Genomic DNA, 13,137 nt, shown 5'->3' on the forward strand with positions numbered 1-13,137 from the left:
ACAGCGCGCTGCCGTCAGCCGACCACACTCCGACGTCAGTAGACGAGCGCCGTTCCCGTCGGCTTGTCCAGTGCCGCAGCCAGCGATCGATATTCCTCGCAGTCCGTCCCGCAGATGGATGCGATCCGATCGAGGTGATAGAGCGCTTGCTCGCGGTTGCCTCGCTCGAGCTGCCACAGTCCATAATATTGCCAAGTCAGCACGTGGTTCGGATCTGCCTGCAAGGCGCGCTCGTACCAGACCTGCGACTGCTCGTAGTCGCCGAGCTTGCGGTAGGAGTAACCGATGAGGTTGGCGACGTTCGGATGCTCGTCATGGCCGAGCGACTGCAACTGCGCGATCGCGGCCGCATAGTCGTTGCGCTCGTAGATGGTATCATAGGCAGCGCGGTAGCCGGCGGCGAAAGCGGGATCGCCGATGCTGGACTGGTTGCCTTGCTTCTTGCCCTTCTGGGTTGCCTTGGTGCCCGGCCGCTTCGGATAGGTTGGCTGCGGCTTCTGATCGGAATAGGCGCCGGCATAGGGATCGGTGGAGCTGATGCTGCCACCGCCTCCTCCACCACCGCCGCCTCCGCCCGCGGCGAACGCCGGTGAACTCAACAAGGCGGCCGCAAATGCACCTAGCGTGACGAGCCTGATCATCCCAGTGAACATCTTCGTCTCCTGTCCTGCTTCAAGCGGCCCCGGACGAATTGATAACCCTGCCTCGGCAGCGATATTCCGGGACGCCACGTTCACGGAGACGTCAGCGTTCCTACGACAGTTCTGTTGTCCTTTACTGGAAGGCCACTTCGGCAAAGCTTCTCAGCTTTCGCGAATGCAGGCGCTCGGATTCCTGCTGCTTGATCCGCTCCAGCGCTTTCAGGCCGATCTCGAGATGCTGGCCGACGCGGCGGCGGTAAAATTCGCTGGCCATGCCAGCGAGCTTGATCTCGCCATGCAGCGGCTTGTCGGAGACGCACAGCAGCGTGCCGTAGGGGACGCGGAAGCGGTAGCCGTTGGCGGCGATCGCGGCCGATTCCATGTCGAGCGCCACCGCGCGCGACTGCGACATGCGGCGGATCACCTCCGGGCCGGAGATTTCCCAGTTGCGGTTGTCGACACTGGCGACCGTTCCCGTGCGCATCAGGCGCTTCAGCTCAAAACCTTCGAGGCCGGTGACGTCCTCGACCGCCTCCTCGAGGGCGACCTGCATCTCGGCGAGCGCCGGGATCGGAACCCAGAGCGGCAACTCGCGATCGAGCACGTGGTCCTCGCGCACATAGCCGTGCGCGAGCACGTAGTCGCCGAGCCGCTGCGTGTTGCGTAGGCCCGCGCAATGGCCGAGCATCAGCCAGGCGTGCGGCCTCAGCACCGCGACGTGGTCGGTGACATTGCGCGCATTGGATGGGCCGGTGCCGATATTAATGAGCGTGATGCCGCGATAATCGGGTTCGACGAGATGAAAGGCCGGCATCTGCGGCGTGCGCACGGGCGCGGCCCCCGTCGTCGCGCCACCGGCACGCGTGATGACGTTGCCGGGCGCGATGAAAGCTTCGAGGCCGGCTTCGCCGGACTGAAGCCGCTGCTGGCAGAGCTGCGCGAAGGCGTCGATATAGAACTGGTAGTTGGTGAAAATCACGAAGTTCTGGAAATGCTCGGGATCGGTGCCGGTGTAGTGGTAGAGCCGGCGCAGCGAGTAGTCGACGCGTGCGGCGCGAAACAGGGACAGCGGCTCGGGCGCGCCCGGCTGCAGCTCGAAGGTGCCGTCGGCGATGGCATCGTCCATGGTGGCGAGGTCAGGCACGTCGAACGCATCGCGCAGCGAGCGCGTGACGGACGAGTTCTCGCTGGTGGTGATGGCGGCTTCGATGTTGATGTCGCGGCGATAGGCGAAGTGGATCGGGATCGGCTCGGCCGACTCGCCGATCTCCACGGGCACGCCATGGTTCTGGATCAACAGGCCGATCTGCTCGGTCAGATAGGCGCGGAACAGATCCGGCCGCGTGACGCTGGTCTCGTGCACGCCGGGGCCGGCGACGAAGCCGTAGGACAGCCGCGAATCCAGCCGCGCATGCGTCGCGGTGGTGAGACGGACGAAGGGATAATAGGCCCGCACCCGCGTGGTGACGGCTTCGCCGCCAACATAGGCCTCGAACCGGTCGCGCAGGAATTTTGTGTTGCGCTCGTAGATCTCTTCGAGCCGGGCGACGGCAAGAGACGCATCGGAGAAGGATTTGGTGGCGATGGACGGAGGGGACTGCATTGTTCGACCGCCGGGTTGCTGGGGGCTTGAGCCGAACTATAGCAAAGAAGGCGGTGCCGTAGCAACCATTAAAGGGCGGGCTGTGTTTTGTGCCCGTTCGGATCGTCGGCGCCTGCCATGATGACGCCGTGCTCGCGTCCGTCAAGGCGTGGCCTGGCGGCAGATCATGTGAGGTTCGGGCGGGCGACGGCCATCCTTGACGGACGCTGCGCGCGACGTCATGAGGGGCTGTAGGTCGGGACGAAGAAACGCGTCCCGGTCGAACTAAGAAACCGAGAACGATCGCACCGGCGGTTCGCCGCACCACGGTGTGCCGCGAGCCACCACCGTGTTGGCGAAGATGAGCATCTTCCTGGCGCAGGCAACGAGCGCGCGCTTGTGTTCCTTTCCGGCTGCGGTCAGCCGTTGGTAGAGCTGGATGAGCTGCGGATTCCATCGAAACGATGCCGCCAGTGAAGCCGTATAAAGGGCGCGCCGCAGCCGCTTTCGTCCGCCCTCGATATGCCGAACCCCGAGCTGGTCGCCGCTATCGTCGTCATAGGGCGCAAGCCCGGCGAGAGCGACAGCTTGCTCCCGCGTGATCCGGCCGATCTCAGGCAGACGCACCAGGATGGCCACGGCGGTCGGCAGCCCGATGCCGTCGACGCTGTGGATCAGTGCAAGCCTCTTGGCAAGGTCGGGATGCTTGCGGATCGAGGCGACCAGAGCCTTGAGTGCGGCCTTCTCGCGTTGCTCGAGGCGAGTGATATCCTCGTGCCAGAGCTTGTTGATCGCTACATTACGACAGCTCTCGATCCGGTTCTTGAGGCGCGCGATATCCTCGCCGATCTGATCGATCATGGTCAGTTGCTCGGCGAACGGCAACAACCGAGGATCGGGGGCGGCATGGATCTTCCGCACCGCTGCGGTGCAAGCTGCAATGAGCGCGGCATCGATCTTGTCGTTCTTGGCGCGTCGCAAGAGGAATTTGGCATAGGCCCGGACCTGAGCCGGCTGAAACACCACAACCACAAACCGCTTGCGCCGCAGTTCGGTGACGACAGGCTGTTCGTAACCGCCGCTCGCCTCGATGCCGATGCGTTTGACGCGATGTTGTCGCAGCCACGCCAACAAAGCCTCGTGGCCTTCCGGCGTGTTCTTCACTTGCAACTGCTCGCGGCAGCCCTCAATCGCCGCATCGAGCTTCCGTTTGCCGGTATCGATCCCGGCACAGATCGTGGTATGCTTGGCCATCTTCGTCGATCCCTCCCTTGTGATGCGAACCTCAAAGTTCGTTCAACCATTCGGGTCCCGATGAAGTGCCGATCGCGATCTCGCTACGTCAGACAGCCCTCAAGGCTTCGATGGGTACCGATCCGATCGAACGGCGACCCAGCTCGGGCGGCCACCCGGGCTGGGCCATTCCTCACGGAACGGCTCAATATACGCGATCGGGCTAATACAAGGGTGGGTTAGCGCAGCGTAACCCACCACTTCTGCTTCCGCGGATAGAGAAGCGGTGGGTTACGGCTTCGCCTAACCCACCCTGTACCCTTTTGGGGTTCGCATCCAGTCGAAGGTGTAGACTGGAACACGGGCCGATCCGCCGGGAGCAGCCTTGCCCACCTGTGTCTTGAACACCGACGTAGGAGCCGCGCCCCGGCAGAGCGGCCGCGGTCGAGATCCAGTAGGAGGTTCGCGCCGAGAGCGCCAGTACAGGGATCGATCAGGATCGCGGTGGCCCGCTTTTTGAGAGCAAGGAGGTCCCAACAATGCTCGAAGATGTACGCTGGTTCGTCGGGATCGATTGGGCAACGCAGAGCCATAGCGTTTGCCTGCTGGATACCGAAGGAAGACAGGTTGCTCACTGCGAGTTCGCCCATGAGGGTGCGGGCCTGACGGAGTTGCGCGACTGGCTGCTGCAGAAGACCAACGCCGCACCGGGGCAGATCGCCGTGGCGATCGAGATGCCGCACGGCCCGGTGGTGGAGGTGTTGCTCGAACACGGGTTTGCGGTGTTCGCGATCAATCCCAAGCAGCTTGACCGCTTCCGTGATCGCTTCACGGTGGCTGGTGCCAAGGATGACCGCCGCGATGCCCATGTGCTCGGAGCTTCGCTCCGCACGGATCGCGCGGCGTTCCGTCGGCTTGTGGTCGACGATCCCACGATGATCGAGCTGCGCGAGTGGTCGCGCTTGGCCGACGAACTGCAGCAGGAGCGCACACGTCTTGCCAACCGGCTGCGCAAGCAGTTGTGGCGATATTATCCGCAGGCCACCAAGCTGACCGACGATGTCGCTGACGAATGGTTCCTGGCGCTTTGGCAGATGGTGCCGACGCCGGCCCGTGCGGCCAAGGCCAGCGAGAAGGCAATTGCACGCGTTCTGAAAGCCCATCGCATCCCGCCGCCTTGATGCGGCGGGGGTGCTTGAAACTTTACGCGAGGCCCCGCTGCTGTTCGTGGCACCCGGCACCACCGAGGCCGCCTGCGCACACATCCGCAGCTTGGCGGCACGACTGCACCTGGTCAATCAGCAGATCAAGGAGGCGCATCAGAACCTGGACCGTCTGTGCGTCGCAATCGAAGGCGAGGAGAAGGCCTCGGGGCAGAGCTCGGAGCAGTGCGACGTGACGATCCTTCGCTCCTGGCCAGGAATCGGCAGGATCCATCTCGCCACACTGCTCGCCGAGGCCGCAGAGCCTCTGCGCAGGCGAGATTATCATGCTCTGCGCGCCTTGGCAGGGGCCGCGCCGGTGACGCGGCAAAGCGGCAAGCAACGCTTCGTGATCCGTCGCCTCGCCTGCAACAGGCGGCTACAGAGCGCCGTCCATCACTGGTCGCGGGTCGCCATCCAACACGATGAGGCCAGCAGGCGACGCTATGATGCCTTGCGACAGCGAGGACATGGCCACGCGCGTGCTCTGCGCACTGTAGGGGATCGCTTGCTCTTTGCCTTGTGCACGACGCTCAAGCGACACACCCCATACGAGGCGGACTATAGCGCAAGGACCTCCACTAAAGCCTGAGCCTCATTCCTTTGTTCGGCCGGTGTGACCATTCCTTCGTCCCGACCTGCCGATCGCCACAGCGCCGCGCGCAGACGCTGTCCAGGAGGCCGTCGGCACCGGCAACGCCGGCGCGAAGCGTCCTGGACGGCGGCGAGCACGGCGCTATGCTCGCCCATCAAGGACGTCTACCTCTTGACCACGGGTAGGAGGTCCTACGGGATCGAGTGTGTCGCTCGAGATCCCGGATGCGCGCCAAGCGCGCTCCGGGATGACGCGCTTTCCGCGCGTCACTTCTCCCTGAAGGCCCGCATCAGCTGGTCGTGCAGCGGCTTCATCAGATAGGACAGCATGGTGCGGTCGCCGGTCTGGACGAAGGCTTCCACGGGCATGCCGGGGATGATCTTGACGTCGCCGAGACGGGCGATCTCCTCCGGCGGCATCGAGACGCGGATGGTGTAGTAGCTCTGGCCGGTGCGCTGCTCGGTGGTGACGTCGGGCGAGACGCGGCTGACGACACCGTTGAGCTCGGGCGTGGTGCGCTGGTTGAAGGCGGACAGGCGCAGCAGCGTCTTCTGGCCGATCTGGAGCTTGTCGATGTCGACCGGATTGACCTTGGCCTCGACCTGGAGGTCGTCGGCCTGCGGCACGATCAGCATCAATGTGTCGCCGGCGGTGACGACGCCGCCGACGGTGTGCACGGTCGATTGCAGCACCATGCCGTCCTGCGGCGCGCGGATGTCGACGCGGCGGAGCTGGTCCTCGGCGGCGACCTTGCGCTCGATCAGCTCGCCGATCTTGTCGTTGGTCTCGCGCAGATCCTTGGAGACCTCGCTGACCATGTCCTTGTCGACCTGGATGATCTGGAGCTCGGTCTCGGTGATCTTGCCCTTGGCCTGTGCGCGCGAGGCGATGTATTGCGCGCGCTCGCCGTTGAGGCGGGCACTGTCACGCTCGAGCTGGGTCAGTCGCGAGATCTGCACCAGACGCTTGTCGTAGAGATCGCGGACGCCGGTGAGCTCGTTCTGGACCAGCGCGATCTCCTTGTCCTTGGCCGTCTCCTGCGCGGACAGGCCCTCGATTTCCTCGTTGAGCTGCAGGACGCGCTCGCGGAGCTGCGCCTTCTGGCCGGCGCGGCCGTTGACGCGGACGTCGAACAGCTTGGACTCGGCGGAGAGCAGCGCCTTGACGTCGGGATCGTTGCTGCGATCGAGCAGGGATTGCGGAAACTCGATCTTGTCGAGACCGCGCTGCTCGGCCTGGAGCCGCGCGGTGCGCGCCTGCGCGGCATCGAGATTCTTGGTGACGATGGCGAGGTTCGCCCTGGTCACGGTGTCGTCGAGCCGCACCACGATGTCACCGGCCTTGACCAGATCGCCGTCGCGGGCGCGCAGCTCGCCGACCACGCCGCCGGTCGGGTGCTGCACCTTCTTGACGTTGGATTCGACCACGACCTGGCCCGGCGCGATCAACGCGCCCGAGATCAGCACCGTCGATGCCCAGCCGCCGAGGCCGACGACGAGGACCAGCACGATGCCGAGGCCGAGCATCAAGTGAAACTTGATGGAATCACGTACGGTCTTCTTGGCGGCGGGCTTGGCACCGCCGATCGCCATCGTGCTCATGACTTTGTGCTCATGATTTGGCCACTCCGCCTTCACTGACGACCTTGATCGGTGCCGGCGGCGTCACCCGCGGCTGGAGCACCTGGGCGAGCACCTGCTCCTTCGGGCCGAAGGCCTGCATGCGGCCATCGCGCAGCACCAGAATCTGATCGACCGCCTCGACGCCGATGGGGCGATGCGCCACCACGATGACGATGGCGCCGCGCTCGCGGGCGGCGCGGATGGCGCGGGTCAGCGCCTCGTCGCCTTCGGTATCGAGATTGGAATTGGGCTCGTCGAGCACGATCAGGAACGGGCTGCCGTACAGCGCGCGCGCCAGCGCCACGCGCTGCGCCTGGCCTGCGGACAGCGCAGTACCCTGCTCGCCCACCTGGGTGTTGTAGCCCTCGCGCATCTTGATGATCATCTCGTGCACGCCGGCCTCCTTGGCGGCGGCGATGATGCCGTCGGAGGTGGCCTCGGGATCGAACCGGCTGATGTTCTGCGCGATGGTGCCGCCGAACAGTTCGACGTCCTGCGGCAGATAGCCGATGTGGCGGCCGAGCACGTCGCTTGACCATTGGTCGAGCGCCGCGCCGTCGAGCCGCACCTTGCCGCGCACCGGCTGCCAGACGCCGACCAGCGCGCGGATCAGCGAGGATTTTCCGGAGCCGCTCGGCCCGATCACGCCGAGACCGTTACCGGCGGCGAGCGCGAAGCTGACGTCCTGCACGATGAGGCGCTGGTCGCCCGGTGGCACCATGGCGATGCCCTCGACCGAGAGGCGGCTGGTCGGCGCCTGCAGCTGGGTCGGCATCGTCTGCGCCGGCATCTGCTCCAGAAGGCGCGTGAGGCGCTGCCAGCTCTGACGGGCCGCGACGAAGGACTTCCAGTGCGCGATGGCGAGATCGACCGGCGCGAGCGCGCGGGCGGAGAGGATCGAGCCGGCGATGATGATGCCCGCGGTCGCCTCCTGGTGGATGACGAGATAGGCGCCGACGGCGAGCACCGCCGATTGCAGCATCATGCGCAGCACCTTCGCGACCGCGCCGAGGCCGCCGGCGACGTCGCTCGCGCGCTGATTGCCATCGAGATATTTTTCGTTGGCCTCGCTCCAGCGCTGGTTCATCCGCCCGCTCATGCCCATCGCCACCATCACCTCGGCGTTGCGGCGGCTGGACTGGGCGAGATCGTTGCGCTGCGCGGCAAGGCCCATCGCTTCTTTCGCCGGCTGGCGGGACATGAATTCGGTGACCAGCGTCAAGCCCACCAGGATGATGGCGCCGACCAGTGCGGTCACCCCGATCATGACATGAAAGGCGAAGCAGATGGCGAGGTAGAGCGGCAGCCAGGGCAGGTCGAAGAACGCGCTCGGGCCCATGCCGCCGAGGAAGGAGCGGACATTGTCGAGGTCGCGCAGCGGCTGCAGGCCCTCGTTGCGGCTCCCGACCAGCAGCGGCAGGCGCACGACGGTGTCGAACACGCGCTTGTTGAGGGCTTCATCGAGCGAGGTTCCGATCCGCCCCAGGATCCGGTTGCGGATCATGTCGAGCACGCCCTGCGCCATATAGAGGAAGCCGGCGAGGATAATGAGGCCGACCAGGGTTGGAACGCTGCGGCTCGGCAGCACCCGGTCGTAGACCTCCAGCATGAAGATCGACCCGGTCAGATAGAGCAGGTTGATCATGCAGCTCATCAGGCCGACGCCGATGAACGCCGTGCGACAGGCGCGCAGAGCGTCACCGAGCTCTGAACGGCGAACGCCAGGTCCGGCTGCCATCAGTCTGTTCTCTTTCGGGTGAGGGGACAAAGCCCCTGATTTCAAAGGCAATTTCAGGAGTACTTGACCCGGATTAACATCGCGTTTTCCGCTCGTCCAACGCAGTCGAATTAATCCAGGACCCCGATGAGCCACATCTACCCCGACCGGCCTTCCGCGCAAGTCCGGAATTTCACAGGCTTGCGGCTTTTTCTTGCAGGCATTCAGCCCCTTCCGGGGAAAGGACGAGGCTGAAAGTCCGAATCGGGACGCTAGAGGCGACCGCCGCCGCGCACCAGGCGCACCACCAGCAGCAGGATGACCGCACCGATGGCGGAGTAGACGATCTCCGAAACGAGGCCGGTCCCGAGCCGAATGCCGAGCTTCGGAAACAGGAAGCTCGCGACCAGCGCGCCGGCGACGCCGACCACGATGTCGCCGATGATGCCGAACCCGGTTCCGCGCACCACCTTGCCTGCAAGCCAGCCGGCGACCAGGCCGACGAACAGGATGACGAGCAGGCCTTCATTGGAAATGTACATAAGTGAGGTCCCTCTCCGTGAACGCCGGCATGGAACGGGAACCGGGATGAATGGGGTCTGAATACCTTCTCCCGGCCCGCCGCGCCGTCCGACAAAATGTCGAAAACAACCCCATGCACAGTAGAACGCGCTCGGCCGGAATGCGGCGGCGAACCATGACAAGTCGATGTTGTCATAGGGGAATTTGAAAGGAAGGAGCAAACTGCGCTTCACCTCTCCCCGCTTGCGGGGAGAGGTCGGCTCGCATCGCAAGATGCGAGCCGGGTGAGGGGGTACAGGTCTCTCGACATGGTCATACGCGGAGAGAGGCCCCTCACCCCAACCCTCTCCCCGTAAGAACGGGGCGAGGGAGCGCACCGCCCTTAAGTCGCCACCACCGGCTCGGCCAGCACACACCGCGCCGCCCGGCCCGGGCCGACCTCAACATTCGCGGGCAGTTGCTCTCGGCAGCGCTGCTGCGCCACGGCGCAGCGGGGGGCGAAGGAGCAGTTGTGGGGTTTTTCGGCCAGCGAAGGCGGCGTGCCGGGGATGGTCTCCAGCCGCTGCCCCCGCCGGGCGCCGTGGATGGTGGAAGCGAGCAGGCCCTTGGCGTAGGGGTGCACCGGGCTGCGGACGATGTCGCGCAAGGTCCCCTGCTCCACGATCTGGCCGGCATACATCACCGCGACGCGGTCGCAGATCTCGATCGCCACACCAATGTCGTGGGTGACGAAGATGACGGACATGCCGAACTCGCGCTGCAGCTCGCGCAGCAGCAAGAGGATCTGGATCTGCACGGTGGCATCGAGCGCGGTGGTCGGCTCGTCCGCCAGCAGGATCTTGGGACGGCAGGCGAGCGCGAGCGCTATCATCGCGCGCTGGCGCATGCCGCCGGACATCTCGTGCGGATAGGCATCGAGCCGTCGCTTGGCCGAGGGAATGCGCACGACCTCGAGCATCTCCAGCGCCCGCGCCCTGCCCTCCGCATAAGACTTGCCTTCATGGCGCACCACGCTTTCGGCGATCTGCGCGCCGATGGTGTAGACCGGATCGAGCGCGAGCGCGGGCTCCTGGAAGATCATCGAGACGGTCTGGCCGCGGAACGACGAGAGCTGCTCGTCATTCATGGCGAGCACGTCCTGTCCCATCACATTGACCGTGCCCGAAATCTGCGTGCGCTTCTTCGGCAATAGCCGCATCAGGGCACGCAGGGTCACGCTCTTGCCCGAACCGGATTCGCCGAGCAGGCCAAGCACCTCACTATTGCCGAGCGAGAGATTGAGATCGTTCACGGCATAGACCGTGCGCTCGCCGGTGAAGCGGATGTTGAGGCCTGAGATCTCGACGAGTTTTGTCATGACGGCAGTTTGGGTATCCGGTCGTGATAGTCGGTGACGCGCTGGAAGGCGGCGCCGATGGTGAGCAGGGTCGCTTCATCGAAGGAGCGGCCGATCAGCTGCATGCCAACAGGCAGTCCGCTGCCGGTGAAGCCCGAAGGAACGGTCAGCGACGGCAGGCCCAAGAAATTCACCGGGCGGGTGAACAGCGTCAGCCGCTGCAACAGCGCCGGCGCGTTCGGTCCGCCACCGACATCGCTCTCCTCGATCGTTGGCGCCGGCACCGGGGACGCCGGTGCGATCACCGCATCGACGCCTGATGTCGCGGCGTTGTGCGCGGCGAGCGCAGGCCCACGCCAGCGCATCGCCTCGAGATAAGTGATGGCGGGAACGGTGAGACCGTTCTGGAGCCGCATCAAGACCTGCGCGCCGTAATCCTGCGGACGCTCGATCATCCAGCGCTTGTGGAAGGCGGCGGCTTCCGCGGCGAGCACCAGCTGGCTTGCCGCGGACAACTGCCGCTGGTCGGGCAGCTCGACCTTGACGATGTCGGCGCCTTCGCGCTTGAGCACCGCGATGGTCTCGTCCAGCACGCGCGCGACCTCGCTGTCGAGATCGTCGACATAGAACGACGCAGGCACACCGATCTTGAGGCCTTTCAGCGAGCCTTTGGTCGCGGCAACATAGTCCGACAGCGGCTCATGGCTGCAGGTCGGATCCTCGGGATCGGGACCGGCCATCAAAGCCAGCAACAAGGCACAGTCCTCGGCGGTACGGGCAAGCGGGCCGACGGTGTCGAGCGATTGCGACAGCGGCATCGCACCGGCGCGGCTGACGCGGCTCCAGGTGGTTTTCAGGCCGGTGACGCCGCAGAAATGCGCGGGCATGCGGATCGAGCCGCCGGTGTCCGAGCCGAGCGCCGCATAGGTCAGGCGCGCGGCGACCGCCGAGCCCGAGCCCGACGACGAGCCACCGGTGATGTGCGCGACGTTCCAGGGATTGCGCACCGGGCCGTAATGGGCGTTGTGCCCGGTCGGACCATAGGCGAACTCGGCAAGGTGCAGCGTGCCGAGGCGGACCTGACCGGCGTCCTTCAGCCGCCGCAGCGCCGTGGACGTCGTGGTCGCGACGAAATCGCGGCGGATCAGCGAGCCGCAGGTCGCGACGTGGCCGGCGTCGTAATACATGTCCTTGTGCGCGAGCGGCACGCCATGCAGCGGACCGCGGACGTTACCCTTGGCGAGCTCGGCATCGGCGGCCTCGGCCGCCTTCAGCGCCGCCTCCGCCTCGATCGACATGAAGGCGTTGAGATGCGGCTGCCATTGCGCGATGCGGTGCAGCAGCGCGCGCGTGACCTCGTGCGAGGACAGCTGCTTCATCGCGATCGCCCGCGCAACCTCGGTGAGCGTCATCAAGGCAGGTTCAAGGCTCATTTCGACACCTTCTGCGTCTGCGCAACCACGTAAGACGCCGGCTCGAGGTCGAAGGGCAACGTGCCGGCGATCGCGGCAAAGCCCTCGAAGGCGGGCCCGATGGAATTCGAGATGCGCGTTGCGATCTCATCGTCCACGGGAATGCCCGAGACTTGCGCGATGGGCTTGATCTCTTTTGGTGTCGGTCTTGTCATGCTGTTTCCCCTGCGGGCGCGCGGCTATGGCCTGAACCCGGGATCGCCATGTAGCACGCGGCCTCATGGTCCATTGTATCGACGGCCGTGAGCTTTGGCGCAGCATTTGCGCAGAGCGGCTCCGCAAACGCGCAGCGGGTATGGAAGCGGCAGCCCGGGGGCGGGTCGATCGGATTGGGCGGATCGCCCGTGATCGGCGGCTTCTCGGTGCGGCGATCAGGATCGGAGGACGGCATCGCGGCGAGCAGCGCACGCGTGTAGGGATGCGCCGGGCTATCCCAGACCTGGTCGACCGGGCCGAGCTCGACGACCTCGCCGAGATACATCACCAGCACGCGGTCCGATATGTAGCGGACCACGTTGAGGTCGTGGCTGATGAAGAGATAGGTCAGGCCGAACTCGCGCTTGAGATCGGCCAGCAAATTGAGCACCTGCGCCTCGACGGATTTGTCGAGCGCGGAGACGGCCTCATCCAGGATCACCAGCCGCGGCGACAGCGCCAGCGCGCGCGCGATGTTGACGCGCTGGCGCTGTCCGCCGGAGATCTCGTGCGGATAGCGGTTGGCGAAGTTTTCCGGGCGCAGGCCCACCTTGCCGAGCAGCTCGCGCGCCAGGGTGCGCGCCGTGCCATCGGCCATGCCGTGCACCTTGGGGCCGAAGGCGATCGATTCCTCGATGGTCAGACGCGGATTGAGCGAGGCGTAGGAATCCTGGAACACCATCTGCATGCCGCGCCGCAGCTCGCGCAGCGACAAGGATCGGCCGACGGTCATGCCGTCATAGATGATGTCGCCGTCATCGCGCGGCATCAGATGCATCAAGAGGCGCGCGGTGGTCGACTTGCCGCAGCCGGATTCGCCGACGATGCCGACCGTCTCGCCCTTGGCGACGGAGAAGGAGACGTTGTCGACGGCACGCACGGTGCGCTTGGCGGCGAACAGCCCGCCGCGCACCGGGAAATGTTTCGTCAGGCCGTTGACCTGGAGCAGCGGCTGCGCGACGCCGCCGACGTCCTCGACCTGCTCCAGCATGGCGACATAAGTGTTGGTTTCGCTCATGG

Annotated in this window: 12 protein-coding genes; 2 read left to right on the forward strand and 10 right to left on the reverse strand. The window is 65.4% G+C overall.

All coding sequences use genetic code 11. The annotated features are described in order from the left end of the window. Positions 1 to 35: 35 nt before the first annotated feature. From ACVJ19_RS08680 to ACVJ19_RS08690, 3 genes are all read right to left on the reverse strand, one after another. Positions 36 to 653, reverse strand: coding sequence for a tetratricopeptide repeat protein (locus ACVJ19_RS08680; protein WP_453949335.1), 618 nt, complete (start codon positions 651 to 653; stop codon positions 36 to 38). A 121-nt stretch (positions 654 to 774) separates the two neighbouring features. Then, complete coding sequence (locus ACVJ19_RS08685) at positions 775 to 2,244, reverse strand: AMP nucleosidase (protein ID WP_453949334.1); 1,470 nt, start codon at positions 2,242 to 2,244, stop codon at positions 775 to 777. A gap of 264 nt (positions 2,245 to 2,508) precedes the next feature. After that, positions 2,509 to 3,477 (reverse strand): IS110 family RNA-guided transposase, encoded by a 969-nt coding sequence (locus tag ACVJ19_RS08690; RefSeq protein WP_453948106.1) that lies wholly within the window; start codon positions 3,475 to 3,477, stop codon positions 2,509 to 2,511. A 518-nt stretch (positions 3,478 to 3,995) separates the two neighbouring features. Between ACVJ19_RS08690 and ACVJ19_RS08695 the strand changes: the two genes are divergently transcribed. Both ACVJ19_RS08695 and ACVJ19_RS08700 read left to right on the forward strand, forming a co-directional pair. After that, positions 3,996 to 4,637, forward strand: coding sequence for an IS110 family transposase (locus ACVJ19_RS08695; RefSeq protein ID WP_456739373.1), 642 nt, complete (start codon positions 3,996 to 3,998; stop codon positions 4,635 to 4,637). Positions 4,638 to 4,647: 10 nt separating this feature from the next. Continuing rightward, positions 4,648 to 5,250 (forward strand): transposase, encoded by a 603-nt coding sequence (locus ACVJ19_RS08700; RefSeq protein WP_456739374.1) that lies wholly within the window; start codon positions 4,648 to 4,650, stop codon positions 5,248 to 5,250. A 269-nt stretch (positions 5,251 to 5,519) separates the two neighbouring features. Here ACVJ19_RS08700 and ACVJ19_RS08705 read toward each other — a convergent pair whose 3' ends face one another. From ACVJ19_RS08705 to ACVJ19_RS08735, 7 genes are all read right to left on the reverse strand, one after another. Then, the gene (locus tag ACVJ19_RS08705) at positions 5,520 to 6,854 is read right to left on the reverse strand and encodes an HlyD family type I secretion periplasmic adaptor subunit (RefSeq protein WP_453949333.1); all 1,335 of its coding nucleotides are present in this window, start codon (positions 6,852 to 6,854) and stop codon (positions 5,520 to 5,522) included. A gap of 10 nt (positions 6,855 to 6,864) precedes the next feature. Continuing rightward, positions 6,865 to 8,613, reverse strand: a complete 1,749-nt coding sequence (locus tag ACVJ19_RS08710) for a type I secretion system permease/ATPase (protein WP_453949332.1) — start codon at positions 8,611 to 8,613, stop codon at positions 6,865 to 6,867. A gap of 251 nt (positions 8,614 to 8,864) precedes the next feature. Further along, on the reverse strand, positions 8,865 to 9,134 hold the full coding sequence (locus ACVJ19_RS08715; RefSeq protein WP_063696276.1) for a GlsB/YeaQ/YmgE family stress response membrane protein: 270 nt from the start codon (positions 9,132 to 9,134) through the stop codon (positions 8,865 to 8,867). A gap of 362 nt (positions 9,135 to 9,496) precedes the next feature. Further along, complete coding sequence (locus ACVJ19_RS08720; protein ID WP_453949331.1) at positions 9,497 to 10,471, reverse strand: ABC transporter ATP-binding protein; 975 nt, start codon at positions 10,469 to 10,471, stop codon at positions 9,497 to 9,499. Continuing rightward, positions 10,468 to 11,883, reverse strand: coding sequence for an amidase (locus ACVJ19_RS08725; RefSeq protein WP_453949330.1), 1,416 nt, complete (start codon positions 11,881 to 11,883; stop codon positions 10,468 to 10,470). The genes ACVJ19_RS08720 and ACVJ19_RS08725 overlap by 4 nt, the downstream gene beginning before the upstream one ends. Then, positions 11,880 to 12,077: a hypothetical protein gene (locus ACVJ19_RS08730; RefSeq protein ID WP_453949329.1), complete on the reverse strand. Its 198-nt coding sequence runs from the start codon at positions 12,075 to 12,077 to the stop codon at positions 11,880 to 11,882. Before ACVJ19_RS08730 ends, ACVJ19_RS08725 begins: the two co-directional genes overlap by 4 nt. Beyond that, positions 12,074 to 13,135: an ABC transporter ATP-binding protein gene (locus tag ACVJ19_RS08735; RefSeq protein WP_453949328.1), complete on the reverse strand. Its 1,062-nt coding sequence runs from the start codon at positions 13,133 to 13,135 to the stop codon at positions 12,074 to 12,076. The genes ACVJ19_RS08730 and ACVJ19_RS08735 overlap by 4 nt, the downstream gene beginning before the upstream one ends. Positions 13,136 to 13,137: the final 2 nt, after the last annotated feature.

The sequence above is a fragment of the Bradyrhizobium sp. USDA 376 genome, assembly GCF_054063675.1.